Raw genomic sequence first — 14,656 nt, forward strand, 5'->3', positions numbered from 1 at the left:
GCCGATGGCGCGTGGCCAGGTAACGGTGGTCCGGGAGGTTGCCATGACCCGTAGGTGGTTGCGCTGGTTGCCGGCCGCACTGGTGCCTGCAGTCCTGACGGCAGCAGCTTTGGCCGGGTCGTACCAGGCCGGAGCGGCCGTCAGCCTCCCGCAGAAGTCGGCCGCGGAGATCATCGCCATGATCGGCCATTCGGACGTCCGTGCCCTGTCCGGAACACTCCGGCAGGCCTCCGAGCTGGGGCTTCCGCAGCTTCCCTCGGCAGGACCCGCCCCGTCCGCCCGCCTTGGTGACGGCCAGGGCCTTGCCGCCGTGATCGAACTGCTGGGCACCCCGCATACAGCCCGGATCTACCTGGACGGCCCGTCGAAGGCCCGGTTCCAAATCCTGGACAGGCTCGCCGAGCGCGACATGGTCCGCAACGGCAACGACCTCTGGCTCTACAACTCGGCGGACAACAGCGCCGCCCATGTCACGCTGCCTGACGCCCACGCGCCGGCGGACAACCACCCGAAGACAGCGACGCCGGGAGCAACGACCCCTGAGGCCCTCGCGCAGCGCTTCCTCGCCGCCGTCGACCCCAGCACCGAAGTGACGGTCGGTGACGCAACCATCGTGGCCGGCCGCACGGCCTACCAACTGGTCCTCACGCCACGCAGTACGGCCACCTTGGTCGACTCGGTGACCCTCGCCGTCGACTCCGCGTCCGGCCTGCCGCTCGGAATCCACCTGCGGGCGCGAGGACAGGGCGACCCCGCGTTCTCACTCGAGTTCAGCGACATCAGCCTGTCCGCCCCCGACTCCTCCGTGTTCACGTTCACGCCGCCCCCCGGAGCCTCGGTGGAGGAAAAGACCATTCCTTCCAAGGCTCCTGACACCAAGCATGCCGTTCCCGGGACACGCCCGTCGGCGGCACGGCCCGTTGTCACGGGCAAGGGCTGGGACACGGTGGTGGGCTTCCCCGCAGGAATGCTTCCCGCCGACGTGCGCTCCGCTCCCGCGTTCGCCCAGCTCACCCAGGCGGTGCCGGGCGGCCGCGCCCTCACTTCCAGCCTGGTGACCGTCCTGGTGCTCGACGACGGCCGGGTGTTTGCGGGATTGGTGCCCCTTGAGCGGCTGCAGGCTGCGGCCGCCCCGCAATGAGTGACACGTCCGGGCCGGCCGGACCGGCGATCGAAACCAATGGCTTGAGCAAGCGCTTCGGCCGCCGCTCCGCCGTCGACTCCATCAACCTCGCCGTTCCGCGCGGCTCCGTTTTCGGATTCCTGGGCCCCAACGGCTCCGGCAAGACCACCACCATCCGTTTGCTGCTCGGCCTCGCCTCAGCCACGGGCGGCGAAGTCCGGGTCCTCGGCAGGCAGATCCCGGCGGGCCTGGCATCCGTCCTGCCGGAGGTCGGCGCCCTGGTGGAAGGCCCGGCCTTCTACCCTTTCCTCTCGGGAGCGGCGAACCTGCGCAGGCTGGACGCCGCCGACCGGCACGCCCCGCGGAACACCAGGGCCGCGCGGGTCGAGGAGGCCCTGGAACGCGTGGGCCTGTCCCACGCCGCCGGCAAAAAAGTGCGCGCGTATTCGCTGGGCATGAAACAGCGCCTGGGAATCGCCAATGCCCTGCTCCGGCCCCGGGAACTGCTGGTCCTCGACGAGCCCACCAACGGCCTGGATCCCCAAGGCACGCGTGAGGTCCGCAGCCTGGTGCGCTCCCTGGCGGCGGGCGGCACCACCGTGTTCGTCTCCAGCCACCTGCTCGCCGAAGTCGAACAAATGTGCACCCATGTGGGCGTCATGAGCGTCGGCAGGCTCGTGGCACAAGGCACGCTCCGCGAGCTGCGCGCGGCCGGGACAGCCAGGATCATGCTCCGTACCCCGGATGTTGCCGCCGCAGCCCGCGTCCTCTCGGGCCTCGGCCTGCAGCCCGAGCCGGCCGGTGTCCTGCAGGGCGCGGACCATGGCGGACAGCTCAGCACCAGCCCCCCTGGCCACGTGGTGGCGCCCGAGGACATCGTGGCCGCCCTTGTGGCGGCCGGGGTGCGGGTGCAGGGGTTCGGTGTGGAAGACGCCAGCCTCGAAGAACGTTTCGTTTCCCTGACCGGAGAGGGATTCGACGTTGCAGGATGAAGCCATGGCCGCCCGGCCGCAAGCTGCGGGGCCCGGACCCGCCGCGCCAGCACCCGCCGCGACGGGCGGGCGTTCGGGTTCGTGGGCGCTCATGGCGTCCGAGCTTTCGGTGCTGTTCCGGCGGCTCCGCACCTGGGCCATGCTGGCCGCCCTCGCCGCGGTTCCCATCCTCATCGCCACGGCGGTCCGGCTCAGCTCTCCGGTGCCGCCGGGCCGTGGCCCGACCTTCCTGGACCGCATTTCCCAGAACGGGCTCTTCGTGGGCATGACGGCGCTGCTGGTATCCGTCCCGCTGTTCCTGCCCCTCACGGTGGGAGTCGTCGCCGGCGACACCATCGCGGGCGAAGCGAACCTCGGCACCCTCAGGTACCTGCTGGTGGCACCCGCCGGCCGCGTCCGGCTCCTGCTCATCAAGTACGCCGCTGCGGCGGTGTTCTGCCTGACCGCGACGGTGACCGTCGCCGCCGTTGGCGCGCTGGCCGGCGTCGCGCTCTTCCCGGTGGGGCCGGTGACCCTCCTCTCGGGGGACACCATCGACGCCGGCGAATCCCTGCTGCGTTCCCTGCTGATCGCCGCGTACATCGCGGTGTCCTTGCTGGGGCTCGCAGCGATCGGACTGGCAATCTCGACCTTCACGGACATCCCGGTGGGCGCCATGGCAGCGACAGTGGTGTTGTCGGTGGTGTCCCAGGTGGCGGACAACCTGCCGCAGCTGGAATGGCTTCATCCCTGGCTGTTCAGCCACTACTGGCTGGACTTCGCCGATCTGCTGCGCCAGCCCATCTCCTGGACGTCGTTCGGCGAAAATGCCCTACTCCAAGGCGGCTACATCCTGGCCGCCGGCGCCATCGCGTACGGCCGGTTCACCAGCAAGGATGTCCTGTCCTGACGAGCCGCCTGCCGTAAGCTCGGGGAATGGCCAGATTCTTCGATGTCCACCCGCAGGACCCCCAGCCCCGCTTGGTCGGCCAGGTCGCCGAGATCGTGCGCTCGGGAGGCCTGATCGCCTACCCCACCGATTCGTGCTACGCCCTCGGGGCCCAGCTGGGCAACAAGGACGCCCTGGACCGAATCCGCAGCATCCGCCAGCTCGACGACAAGCACCACTTCACCCTGGTCTGCAAGGACTTCGCGCAGCTGGGCCAGTTCGTGATGATCGACAACGACGTCTTCCGCAGCATCAAGGCCGTCACGCCGGGAAGCTACACGTTCATCCTCCCGGCCACGAAGGAAGTGCCGCGCAGGTTGCTGCACCCGAAGAAGAAGACCGTGGGCGTGCGCATCCCGCGGCACAACTTCGTCCACGCCCTCCTCGCCGAACTCGGCGAGCCCCTGCTCTCCAGCACCCTCCTGCTGCCCGGCGAAGACGAACCCCTCACGCAGGCCTGGGAGATCAAGGAACGGCTGGACCATGTGGTGGATGCCGTGGTCGAAGCCGGCGATGTCGGGGCCGAACCGACCACAGTGGTGGACTTCTCCAGCGGCGGCGCCGACGTGGTGCGCCGCGGCACCGGCGATCCCTCGAGGTTCGAATGAGCACCCCCGAGGACGCCATCACCATCGACGTCGATGGCACGCCCGTCTCCGCCCGGTACGCCCGGCCGGAGAACCCGTTCGCCACGGTGCTCGTGGCGCACGGCGCCGGTGCCGGGATGGAACATCCGTTCATGGGCGGTTTCGTGCGGGCCCTGAACGACGACGGCGCCGCCACCTTGCGCTTCAACTTCCCCTACCGCGAGGCCGGCCGGAGGTTCCCGGACCGCCCGCCGCTCGCAATCGCCACCTGGCGGGCCGCCCTGGCCGAAGCACAGGCACGCTCCGCCGGAGAACCCCTGTGGGCGGCCGGCAAGTCCTTCGGCGGACGCATGGCGTCGATGGCCGTGGCCGAGGGCATGCTCGCGGCCGGGCTCATCTATCTGGGCTACCCGCTGCACCCGCCGGGCAAGCCGGACAAGCTCCGCGATGAACACCTGTACGGGATCACCGTGCCCATGCTGTTCCTGCAGGGCACCAAGGACACCTTCATGACGCCGGACGTGCTGGAAGGCGTGGTTTCGCGGATCGGCCCCAACGCCGTGCTGGAGTGGCGGGAAGGCGGCGGTCATTCCTTCGAGGTGGCCGGGGTCAAGCGCAGCCCCGCGGAGCTCGGTGCCTCGCTGGCCCCGTCCGTCAGCGCCTTCATCCGCCGGAACAGCTGAGCTGCTTCCCGCGCTCCTGAGCCCGTCCCTACGCCCGCGGTTTCACCCGCGCCGTGGCGGGCGCCGTCCACGGGTCCTCGGGCCAGGGATGCTTCGGGTAGCGGCCGCGCATCTCGGCGCGCACCTGCGCATAGGGCCCGGCCCAGAAGGACTCAAGGTCGTCCGTCACGGCCAGGGGCCGCCGCGCGGGAGAGAGCAGGTGGAACAGCACCGGCACCCGGCCGCCGGCAATCCTGGGCGTTCCGGCCCAGCCGAAGCACTCCTGCAGCTTGACCGCCACCACCGGCCGGCCGCCGTCGGACTCCACCTCCGGGTAATCGATGGCAACGCGCGAACCGCTGGGTACTTCCAACCGTTCCGGCGCGAGCTCGGCGAAGCGGGAGGCCTCGGGCCAGGGCAGCAGCCGGCGCAGCGGTTCGGCGAGGTCGATCCCGGCGGCCGGGGCGCCGTCGGCCAGTGCCCCCAGTTCCGGGGCGAGCCAGTCTTCAAGCCGCGCGAGGAGCGCATGCTCGGACACGTCGGGCCATGGTGCGCCCAGTTCACGGTGCAGCAGGGCCATCCTGCGGCGTACGGCATCCGCACCTGCTGACCAGCCGATCATCGCCAGGCCCTCGGCCGCCAAGGCCGCAGCGACGGCGGCACGGCCCTCCGCCGGTCCGGGCCGCACGGGAGTGGAGGACAGCACGATCGCGCCCAGCCGGCGCTCCCGCCGCGCGGTCACCCTGCCCTTGGCGAAGCGCGCATCCACCGTGTCTGCCAACAGGTGGGCGGCGGCGGCTTCGGCAGCTTCCGCGGACAGCGGCGCCGCGGAGCGGATGACCGCACCGGTACCGGCGGCATCCCGCCCTGCCGCCCGGGAAACCTCGGCGACCGCGAGCCAGTCATGCCCGGACAACGGACTTCCGCCGGGCAGTCCGGCCCGGGTCCCGGATGCGAGGAGGTACTGCGGCGCCCCGTCACCCGGGACGCGCCGGGCCACACGGTCCGGATACGCGAGGGCCACGACGAACGCCACGGCTTCCTTCCCGTCCGGCGCTGTATCCAGTGCGCCACGCAGGGAGGAAGCGGCGACGGCGGCCGCTTCCTGCTGCGCGATCGACTCCAGCCGCCGGGTGTCGTCCGCCCAGCGTTTCGACCCCGGGTCCTTCCCTTGCCGCAGTGCGGCAAGGAGCCCGGGCAGGTCGGCACCGGCGGCACGTTGCTCCCCAGCGACGAGCGCGACCGTTTCGGCGGCAGCGCGCCTGCCGACGACGGCGGCCCCGTCCAGCAGGGCGCGCGCGAGACGCGGTTCCGCCGGCACGGCGGCCAGGATCCGGCCGAGAGCGGTGGCGTGACCGGCACCGTCTACCGCACCGATTTCCCGCAGCACTTCGACGGCGTCGTCCATGGCGGCGCGCGGCGGCGCGTCGGGGAGGGCGAGGCCGGCTCCCCCGGGCGCGCCCCAGCAGGCGAGGGTCAGGGCGGCCCCGCTCAGCTCCGCGACGGCGATTTCCGGGGTCCGGTGGGCCGGTGCCGCGGCGAAGGCCCTCTGTTCGTAGCAGCGCACCACGGTCCCCGGCCCCTGCCGCGCGGCCCGGCCCGCGCGCTGTTCGGCCGAGGCGCGGGAACAGGACACGGTGACCAGCCCGGACATGCCGCGGCCGGAATCGCGGCGCGGTTCACGGGACAGCCCAGCGTCCACCACGAGGCGCACGCCGGGCACGGTCAGCGAGGATTCTGCGAGCGCCGTGGACACGATGATCCGTGCGGGACCTCCCGGCTCCCTGCCGGAGACGGCCCTGTCCTGGGCAGCGGGGCCGATCTGCCCGTGGAGTTGGAGGATTTCCGTGCCTGCCGCGCGCTGGCGGAGGCGGTTCACGACGTGTGCCACCTCCCGCGTACCGGGGAGGAAGACGAGGGCGTCGGTTCCGGGCTCGGCAGCCAGTGCTGCGGCGTGCGCCGCCGCGGCGGTGTCGGCCACATGGTCCAGGAAGGCGGAGGTGACGCCGCGTCGGTCGAGGCGGGGACCGGGCGCCGGCGCCCACACGGTTTCCAGCGGGTACAGCGCGGAGGGGCAGTCGACCACCGGAAGCGGGTGGCCGCCGTCGGGCCCGCCCAGCAGGGCCGCGAAGCGCGGGGCGTCCACCGTGGCGGACATCGCCACCAGGCGAAGGTCGCCACGGAGTTCACGCACCTCGGCCAGCATGCCGAGCAACAGGTCGCTCTCGAGGCCGCGTTCATGGACTTCGTCCAGGACCACGGCATGGATGCCCTCCAACCCGGGGTCGGCGAGCAGCCGGCGCAGCAGGATCCCTGGGGTGACGAATTCGACGGCGGTCCGCGGGCCCGCCTGCCGTTCCCCGCGGACTGTGTAACCCACGGACTCCCCCAGCCGGCTCCCATGGAGGGTGGCTAGCCGGCGGGCCGCGGCGCGCGCGGCGACACGCCGGGGCTGGGTGACGATGACCCTGGGCACCACGCCCTCCGCCGCGCACAACCCGGCCACCAGCGGCGGGACCAGGGTGGTCTTGCCGGTTCCCGGCGGCGCCTGGACCACTGCTGCCGATCCGGCGTCTGCGAGCGCGGCCGCGAGGTCCGGCAGCGACCGGGCGAAAACGAGTCCGTCCCCGATTCTTTCGAGGTCGAAGATGGCCTGCGCGCCGGCAGTGCCGGGAGGGAACGGTGAAATCACCCATCCATTGTGGATGACCGCCGCCGATCACCACCAAACTTGATAAGTATACTTAGTAATGACATGATGTGAGGTGTGACACGGTTTGCCGTAGCGAACGAATGTACTGCTAGGAGGAAAACGGCACAGCCGTGACTGACCGTCCTGGGGACGAAGCGGGGACACCCTGCGAGGGTCGCAGCGCATCTTTGCGCTACTGCTGAATATCACGCGTGGAAGCAGCTGTGGTTTCGGTTTCCGCGCCAGGAAAGGAAACTCCATCATGAATACCCTTCTCATTGTTGCCGGCGTCATCGCCATCGTTCTTCTGCTTGTCGGCGGCTTCACCCCGGCCTTGAACTTCCTGCTCTGGGTCGGAATCATCCTCTTGGCCATCGCCGCCATCGGCTGGCTCCTCAGCTACACGAGCGGACACCGGCACAGCGGCGCCTGATGCGCCCTGCCCGGGGAACCCCTTGACCGGCCCGTCCCGGGCGTCAGCCGCCACACGAAGCCGACTACGAAAGGAACGGACATGTACATAGGTTCCTCGATCTTCCTCATCGCGCTGGGCGCAATTCTCGCCTTCGCGCTGGCACCGGGGCTGATCCCCTTCCTGGACCAGCAGATGACCGGTTACAGCCTGATGGTCGTCGGCGTCATCGGCCTGATCGCGTCGCTGGTCATGGCGGCTCCGCGCCGCCGCTTGCGGACCACTGAAAGCCGGCAGGCCACGGACCCGGGGACCGGTGAAGCCGTTACCCACAGGGAGACCCGCGACACCGGACTCTGAGACAAGCAGGCAATACCGCGGCTCCCGCCCATCGCGTGGCGGGAGCCGCGGCATGAACAGGAGCGCACTGTGGACAAGAGCGCAAACAAGACAGCGCGGACCGCCGAGGCCGCGAGCAACTCCCCCGCCCTGGAGACAGCGGCCAGGGCAGGGTTCGCGGCGAGCGGCGTGCTCCACGTGATCGTGGGTGCCATCGCCTTCCAACTGGCCCGCGGACTGAACGGAGAGGCCGACGTCGGCGGTGCGGTCGCCCAGTTGGCCGGCAGTCCCGGCGGGCCGTTCCTGCTGTGGGCGTGCTTCGCTGCCTGCGCCGCACTCGCCCTGTGGCGGCTCGGGGACGCAATCTTCGGCGGGCCCGGGCCGGCTACCGGAACGAAACGCCTCACCTCCCGCGCCGGCGCTGCGGGACAGGCCCTCGTGTTCGCGCTCCTGTCCGCCACCGTGCTTTCCTTCGCCCTTGGGGGCGGGAAGAGCAACAGGGAGTCAGCGAGCGACCTCACGGTGACCCTGCTCCGGATGCCCTTCGGCGTCGTGCTCCTGCTGATGGCCGGCGCGGCGATCATCGGCGTCGGCATCTTCTTCGCCGTGCGCGGCGCCCGCGTGTCCTTCCGCAAGGACCTTTTCCTTCCGGGCTCTCCGGTTCCGCGCCGGGTAGTACTGACCACCGGCGTCACCGGCTACTTGTCCAAGGGCTGCGCCCTGCTCCTGGTGGGTGTGCTGGTCATCATGGCCACCGTCCGGCACCAGCCCGAACAATCAACGGGACTCGACGGCGGACTCAAAGGCCTGCGCGAACAGCCGTATGGACCGTATCTCCTCGGGGCCCTCGCGCTCGGGTTGGTCTGCTACGGCTGCTTCCTGATCCTGAAAGGCAAGTATGCGCGTATGTAGCCGGCGACGTGCCAAGGCTTAAGCGCAGCGACCCTTCCCTGCCGGGCATCCGACGGCGGCGGGCGGGCCGCGGGTTCAGCTACCGGGACGCAGGGGGCTCGCCGGTCTCCGACGCCGGCCGCCTCCAGTACCTCTACCACCCGCGCTGGCGGGAGAGGCAGGACGCCGAAAAGTTCGTCCGGGCCGCCCGCCTGGGGCAGGCCATGCCACGGCTCCGGAGAACCGTGGCGCGGCATCTGCGGGAATCACACTCGCAGAGGACGCGTACCCTCGCCGCAGCCGTACGGCTTATGGACCTCGGGGCGCTTCGGATCGGCGATGAGAACTACCGGAAACAGAACGGATCGTACGGGCTGACCACGCTCCGCTGCCACCATGTAGCCGTCCACGGTGACTCGTTGAAGCTGAGTTTCCCCGGCAAGAGTGGCCAGCTGTGGGAATGCACCATCCGGGACCGGCCGCTCGCCGCGTTCCTTGGCCCCTTGGCTTGCCGGGCGGACGATGAGGCGCTCCTGGCCTTCGAGGAACACGACGCCTGGACTGCCGTGGATCCCGGAATGCTCAACGACTACATCCGCCGGTCCGCCGGGGACGGCTTCACGGCCAAGGACCTGCGCACGTGGAAGGGAACACTTACCGCCGCACGCGCGTTGGCGCGCACGGCAGCCGATGTACCGGCCCAGGCAGCACTGGCAAACGCCTTCGAGGAAGCTGCAACCCTACTGGGCAACACGGCGGCCGTGGCCAGAGATGCGTATGTCGATCCGCGGGTCGTGGCAGCATTCCTCGACGGAAGCCTGCGCAAGACCAAAACCGGCGAGGCGGCCATTGCGGGGCTCCTGGCCGACGAGGCAGGGTAAAGCGGAGGAAGCAAGGAGGGGTCCAATGTTTGCCGTCCTGGTCATCGACATGCAGAACGCCTACTTCGAAGATCCGGCTCTCGCCCCGCACCGCGAGCGGACCGTCGCTGCCTGCAACGCCTTGATCTCTTTGGCAGCGGCACATGGGATCCCCGGTTTGCTGGTGAAGACGGAGCACGAGCGGGACCGCTCCACCTGGACCCTCAACATGCTCGATGACGGGCAGGGATTCATCTACCGGGGCAGTGCCCAGGCTGACTTTGTTGCCGGACTGCATACTTCCGGCCTGCCCCAACTCACCAAAACGCGCGACAGCAGTTTCATGGGTACGGACCTCCTGTGGCGGCTGCATAACTGGCGGGTCGAAACCCTGGTGCTGGCTGGCGTGTCAGCACACAACTGCATCGCGCAGACCGCGGCGGATGCCTTCGCGCACAATTTCCGCGTGGTGCACGCGGTGGACGCCGTCGCAGGCAACGATCCCGCATTCCAGGGGTTTACGCAGGACCTCCTGGCACGCGAATACCGGCAGAAGATGCTTTCGCATGAAGAGATCATGGCGCTTTTCTCAAGGCATCCCGTGAACCAGTCCAGCGCTCCGACAGATGGCATCGTGCTTCCCGGTTCCCCTTGAACCGACCGGCCGATCGTCCTAGCGTGGAAATGAGGCCAATGGCCCTCGGACAAGCCCAGGGTCTGACCGGGATCACGGGAGGGATCTGTCATGGCCACAGTTCACGAATCAGTCCGCGTCAACGTTCCGCTGGCACAGGCCTACAACCAATGGACCCAGTTCGAGGAGTTTCCCCGCTTCATGAGCGGCATCGAATCGGTCCGCCAGATCGACGAGGCCTTGGTCCATTTCACCACCGGAATCGCCGGCGTACGCCGCGAATTCGACGCCAGGATCACCACCCAGGTCCCGGACGAACGGATCGCCTGGGAAAGCGTGGATGCGCCGCGCAGCAAGGGAGAAGTCACGTTCAGGGCTTCAAGCGCAACCGAAACGGAAATCACGGTTGACCTGGACTGGCAACCGGAGTCGCCCGCTGAACGGTTGGGTGCCGGCACACGGTTGGACGACCGCCTGGTGAAAAGGGACCTCCGGAAGTTCAAGGAGTTCATCGAGCACAGGGAAACAGAGACCGGAGCCTGGCGCGGCAGCATTACCGAAGGCCATGTCGACTGACAGGAAGAACGTGCGCAAGCGCTGCACCACGGAGCCCTGCCTCCTAGAGGCAGGGCTCCGTGTCGCAGGCGGGCCATCATGGGCCGCTAGTCGCTGGGACTGAGCTTGGTGGTCAGGCTGCGGTCGTCCGCGCTCGCGTCGTCGGCTTCTTCGGCAGGCCCGCTGGGATCCTTCGAACCGGCGGTCCCGGGCTCGCCGGTGGGTTCCCCGCCCAAGGTCCGCGGCGGGGCCCCTCCGGATTCGCCGGCCGCCAGCTGCTCTTCACGGGCCTTCGCCTGCTCTTCATCCGTGTCCCTCGGCACCGGCTGCTCCGGATTCTGGATTCCGTCATGGACTGGGGATGAGCTCATGCGCTTCATTGTTCTTCCTCCTCGGGCCGTGGACGCCGGGGGCCGCCCCACCGGCCGCCCCGACAACGCGGCGATTTCCATTCCTCGGGTAATTTCCACCCGGACGCAGCCGACGCCGGCTCAGAAGTCCCTTCCGCCGGTGGGAGGCGGGGGCTCCTCGTCCAAGCCGATTCCGCCACCGGTACCCAGGGGCGGGTCTTCTACCTGCCCCTCGACCACTGTGGATCGCCAGGCCCCGGTCTCGTAGCGGCGGTCTTCGATGAACTTCTTGAACTTCTTCAGGTCCGCCCCGACTTGGAGTTCGTCCGCGCCCACCGCGGTGCCGGTCTTCTCGGCGAGGCCTTCGGGTGTCCACTCGATGCTGATGCTGACCTTAGAGCGTTCCGGGCCCACGGGTTCAAAACGAACCACGCCTGCGTTCCGCGGGCCATCCGTGCTTTCCCAACTGATCAGCGAGTCGGGAACCTGATCGAGGATCCTCGCGTCGTACTCGCGGTGCACTCCCGCGGTGGTGGTCTCGAAATGCAGGGTTGTATCGTCCAATTGCCGGACGGCGTCTACCCCGCTCATGAATTCGGGGAAGGTTTCGAACTGGGTCCACTGGTTGTACGCCGTGGATACGGGAACGTCAACTTCGATGGTCTGATCGACAGTAGCCATCACGGTCTCCTCACATGGTGGATTCGATGGGGTGTGGTACTACGTTTTTCACGCTATCGAGGCCCCCGGCGAACATCAAGGGATTTTGCTAAGTATGCTTAGTTTTTTCCGGCTGCGGGGCTGCGAGGGGCGGCCAAGGGACAGCGCGGGGGCGCGGTGGCGCAACCACAGGCGGTGGGACGGCGCCCGGATGCAGGCGCTTATGGGGGCAACGCTTCACGGGAAAATAGTTGCGGGGGTATCTCATCGTGCCCGGTCCGCCGCGAGAGTCATATCCGCCCTTCCTTCCGGAACCGCTCCACCGCGGCATCAAAGCAGCCGCACAGCGCATGGATGGCGATGAGGTGGGCCTCCTGCGCGTGGGAGGGGTCGGTGTCGATGCAAATGGCTTCGTCGGCCGAGCCGGCGAGCGGGTTCGGCGAAGCGCCGGTCAGCGCCCACACCGTCGCGCCCGCCCTGTGCGCCGCCTCCACCGCGGCCAGGAGATTGGGGCTGTGCCCGTCGGCGGAGAGCACGAGAAGCACGTCGCCGTTCCGAATGTGTCCGCTGACCTGCCGGGCAAAAACCTCATCGTAGCCGTAGTCGTTGCCGATCGCCGTCACAGCGGAAGCGTCGGCCGGCAGGGCAATGGCCGGAAAGGCTTGGCGGTCCTTCACGTGCCGGCCGATGAGTTCGGCGGTGAAATGCTGGGCCTCGGCGGCATCGCCCCCGTTGCCCGCAGCGAGCACCTTTTTCCCCGTCACCAGGCGGCGGGCAAGCTCCTCGCCCCACTCGGCCAGCCTGGAGGATTCGCGCCGCAGCGCCGCGACCGCCGGCCCCACCTGGCCTAGATGCGCCAGCACGACGTCGACGGCTTCCCGCGGGAGTTCCTCGGCCGCGGGCTCCGGAGTGCGCCCGCGGTCAATGACCACCTTCATGATGTCCTTCTTCCGATTGCCCGCCAGATTCCGTCACGGGCGCACCGGTTGTGCCCTTGCCGGACACACTTCCAGCGAAGCAGAGCAATCGGATGAATACAAGACTTTTAGTAAGTTTGCTTAGTTTCTTCCCGGGGCGGGAGGGCTTCTAGGGCGATGCCGTCACCACCATGGCCGAGCCGCCGCCACGACGCGACGGTTCCGCGGCGGCGAGCATGGCGCCGTCGGGCAGGAATTCGATGGCAGTGGCTGCGCCGATCTCCGCCGCCGAGGTGAACGCGTCGCCCGACGGCACCAGGGTGTGGCCGAACGGCGCAAGCTGGCTGCCGTAGGCGGTGATGAACTCCGGTTCCGCCGTGACGTTGGCCGTGTTCCGTTGCGCCGCCCGGGGCGCTGCGACCGCCTCGGGAGTGGTCATCCCGCGGTCAACCCGGTTCAGGATGGTCTGCAGCACGGTGGTGATGATCGTGGAACCGCCGGGCGAACCAAGCGCCAGGAACGGCTTGCCGTCCTTCAGGATGATGGTGGGCGACATCGAGGAGCGAGGCCGCTTGCCGGGGTCGATCCGGTTCGGGTCCTCGGGGTTGTAGACCGTTGAGAAATCGGTGAGCTCGTTGTTGAGCAGGAAGCCGCGCCCGGGAACCACGATGCCCGAGCCGCCGGTCTGTTCGATCGTGAGGGTGTATTCGGCCACGTTGCCCCACTTGTCGGCGACCGTCAGGTTGGTGGTGGAGATGTTCTCGGTGTCGCGGTCCTCGGCGGCGGCGACGGCGCCGGCCGGGCACGCGCCGTCGTACGCTGTGACATCACCCGGGGCGACGGGCTTGGCGGCGGCGTGCAGCGGATCGATTTCGCAGGCGCGTTCCTTGCCGAACACCGCGTCGGTGAGGGCCGCCGTCGGGACGTCGACGAAGGCCGGATCGCCCACGTACTTGCCGCGGTCGGCAAAGGCGAGGGCGCTCGCCTCGAGGTAGTGGTGCAGCGCGTTGGCGGCGGGCATCTCCGACACATTGAAGGTGCCCAGGATGTTCAGCGCCTCGCCGACCGTGGTGCCGCCGCTGCTGGAAGGCGCCATGCCGTAGACGTCCAGGCCGCGGTACTTCACGTGGGTGGGTGCCTGGTCGATGACGCGGTAGGCTGCAAGGTCCGCGGCCGTCATGTGGCCGGTGGGGACGGGCAGGCCGGTGGTGGCGGTCTTCGGCGGGGACTGGACGGTGCCGGCGATCTCCCCGGCGAGCGGGCCGCCGTAGAAAGCTCCGGTGCCCTGTTCGGCGAGCAGCCGGTAGGTCGCGGCGAGTTCGTGGTTCTTGAAGATGCTGCCGACGGCGGGTGCGTTGCCGCCGGGAAGGAACAGCTTGCTGGTGGACGTGAAGGCCTCGAAGCGGACCTTGTTGTCCAGGGTCTGCTGGCGGAAGGTCTTGTCCACCACGAAGCCGCGGGTGGCCACCTTGATGGCGGGCTTCAACGCCTCACCCAGGCCGAGGGTTCCCCACCGTTGCAGCGCACGTTGCCAGGTGGCAGGGGTGCCGGGGACGCCGACCGAGACCCCGCTGGTAACCAGTTCCGGGGTGAAGCGGTAGGGGCTGCCCGCGGGATTCTCCGGCGTCACCGTGGCCGGATCAATGAACGCGTCATGCGGCATGGCCGCGGGCGCGGTCTCCCGGCCGTCGATGGTGCCCACCTGGCCGCTCCGCGCGTCGTAGTAGACGAAGTAGCCGCCCCCGCCGATGCCCGCGCTGTACGGTTCGGTGACGCCGAGGGTCGCCGCGGCCGCGACGGCGGCATCCGCCGCGTTGCCGCCCTTCCGCAGCACCTCGATCGCCGCAGCCGAGGCCTCCGGGTCCACGGTGCTCACCGCTCCCCCGTAGCCGGTGGCGGTGGCCGTCTTGTCGGTAGTCCGCGGGTCCGCGGACGCGGGGCTCAAGGCCGCTCCGCTCGTAACGCTCAAGGCCAGAACCGCCGTAATGGCAGCCAGTCGACGTCTCATTTCAGGCATGGTCGCTCCCTGGGTCCGGTGCTCGTGAAGGTGCGCC

At 69.1% G+C, this 14,656-nt stretch carries 16 protein-coding genes; 11 read left to right on the forward strand and 5 right to left on the reverse strand.

The window, feature by feature from the left end; all coding sequences use genetic code 11:
* Positions 1–43: 43 nt before the first annotated feature.
* Genes D3654_RS02445 through D3654_RS02465 form a run of 5 tightly spaced genes read left to right on the forward strand, consistent with a single transcriptional unit; the run spans position 44 to position 4,313 of the window.
* Positions 44–1,141: a LolA family protein gene (locus D3654_RS02445; protein WP_205571709.1), complete on the forward strand. Its 1,098-nt coding sequence runs from the start codon at positions 44–46 to the stop codon at positions 1,139–1,141.
* Positions 1,138–2,115 carry an ABC transporter ATP-binding protein gene (locus D3654_RS02450; protein ID WP_120519944.1) on the forward strand — a complete coding sequence of 326 codons (978 nt, stop codon included), beginning with the start codon at positions 1,138–1,140 and terminating at the stop codon, positions 2,113–2,115. The genes D3654_RS02445 and D3654_RS02450 overlap by 4 nt, the downstream gene beginning before the upstream one ends.
* Before the next feature lie 4 nt (positions 2,116–2,119).
* Complete coding sequence (locus tag D3654_RS02455) at positions 2,120–3,004, forward strand: ABC transporter permease (RefSeq protein ID WP_120519945.1); 885 nt, start codon at positions 2,120–2,122, stop codon at positions 3,002–3,004.
* A 26-nt stretch (positions 3,005–3,030) separates the two neighbouring features.
* Positions 3,031–3,651 carry an L-threonylcarbamoyladenylate synthase gene (locus D3654_RS02460; protein ID WP_120519946.1) on the forward strand — a complete coding sequence of 207 codons (621 nt, stop codon included), beginning with the start codon at positions 3,031–3,033 and terminating at the stop codon, positions 3,649–3,651.
* The gene (locus D3654_RS02465) at positions 3,648–4,313 is read left to right on the forward strand and encodes an alpha/beta hydrolase family protein (protein WP_120519947.1); all 666 of its coding nucleotides are present in this window, start codon (positions 3,648–3,650) and stop codon (positions 4,311–4,313) included. Before D3654_RS02460 ends, D3654_RS02465 begins: the two co-directional genes overlap by 4 nt.
* A 28-nt stretch (positions 4,314–4,341) precedes the next feature.
* Here the strand turns inward: D3654_RS02465 and hrpB are convergent, their stop codons facing one another.
* Complete coding sequence (hrpB, locus tag D3654_RS02470) at positions 4,342–6,984, reverse strand: ATP-dependent helicase HrpB (RefSeq protein ID WP_425359383.1); 2,643 nt, start codon at positions 6,982–6,984, stop codon at positions 4,342–4,344.
* Positions 6,985–7,246: 262 nt separating this feature from the next.
* On the opposite strand from hrpB, the gene D3654_RS20350 reads away from it, so the two are divergent.
* The 6 genes from D3654_RS20350 to D3654_RS02495 all read left to right on the forward strand — a co-directional run bounded on the left by D3654_RS20350 (position 7,247) and on the right by D3654_RS02495 (position 10,696).
* Positions 7,247–7,417: a hypothetical protein gene (locus tag D3654_RS20350; protein WP_162943594.1), complete on the forward strand. Its 171-nt coding sequence runs from the start codon at positions 7,247–7,249 to the stop codon at positions 7,415–7,417.
* Between the two features lie 81 nt (positions 7,418–7,498).
* Positions 7,499–7,756, forward strand: coding sequence for a DUF6458 family protein (locus D3654_RS02475; protein ID WP_120519948.1), 258 nt, complete (start codon positions 7,499–7,501; stop codon positions 7,754–7,756).
* A 69-nt stretch (positions 7,757–7,825) separates the two neighbouring features.
* On the forward strand, positions 7,826–8,647 hold the full coding sequence (locus tag D3654_RS02480) for a DUF1206 domain-containing protein (RefSeq protein WP_120519949.1): 822 nt from the start codon (positions 7,826–7,828) through the stop codon (positions 8,645–8,647).
* 8 nt (positions 8,648–8,655) lie between these two features.
* Positions 8,656–9,507 (forward strand): DNA topoisomerase IB, encoded by an 852-nt coding sequence (locus D3654_RS02485; protein WP_120519950.1) that lies wholly within the window; start codon positions 8,656–8,658, stop codon positions 9,505–9,507.
* A 25-nt stretch (positions 9,508–9,532) separates the two neighbouring features.
* Complete coding sequence (locus D3654_RS02490) at positions 9,533–10,141, forward strand: cysteine hydrolase family protein (protein WP_120519951.1); 609 nt, start codon at positions 9,533–9,535, stop codon at positions 10,139–10,141.
* A gap of 90 nt (positions 10,142–10,231) precedes the next feature.
* Positions 10,232–10,696, forward strand: a complete 465-nt coding sequence (locus tag D3654_RS02495; RefSeq protein WP_120519952.1) for an SRPBCC family protein — start codon at positions 10,232–10,234, stop codon at positions 10,694–10,696.
* Between the two features lie 86 nt (positions 10,697–10,782).
* On the opposite strand, the gene D3654_RS02500 is transcribed toward D3654_RS02495, so the two are convergent.
* The 4 genes from D3654_RS02500 to ggt all read right to left on the reverse strand — a co-directional run bounded on the left by D3654_RS02500 (position 10,783) and on the right by ggt (position 14,619).
* Positions 10,783–11,046, reverse strand: coding sequence for a hypothetical protein (locus tag D3654_RS02500; RefSeq protein WP_162943595.1), 264 nt, complete (start codon positions 11,044–11,046; stop codon positions 10,783–10,785).
* A gap of 120 nt (positions 11,047–11,166) precedes the next feature.
* Positions 11,167–11,706: an SRPBCC family protein gene (locus D3654_RS02505; RefSeq protein ID WP_120519954.1), complete on the reverse strand. Its 540-nt coding sequence runs from the start codon at positions 11,704–11,706 to the stop codon at positions 11,167–11,169.
* A 269-nt stretch (positions 11,707–11,975) separates the two neighbouring features.
* Complete coding sequence (locus tag D3654_RS02510; protein ID WP_120519955.1) at positions 11,976–12,623, reverse strand: D-sedoheptulose-7-phosphate isomerase; 648 nt, start codon at positions 12,621–12,623, stop codon at positions 11,976–11,978.
* 148 nt (positions 12,624–12,771) lie between these two features.
* On the reverse strand, positions 12,772–14,619 hold the full coding sequence (ggt, locus tag D3654_RS02515) for a gamma-glutamyltransferase (protein WP_120519956.1): 1,848 nt from the start codon (positions 14,617–14,619) through the stop codon (positions 12,772–12,774).
* Positions 14,620–14,656 lie beyond the last annotated feature (37 nt).

The organism is Arthrobacter celericrescens (assembly GCF_003614925.1).
GTDB lineage: Bacteria > Actinomycetota > Actinomycetes > Actinomycetales > Micrococcaceae > Arthrobacter > Arthrobacter celericrescens.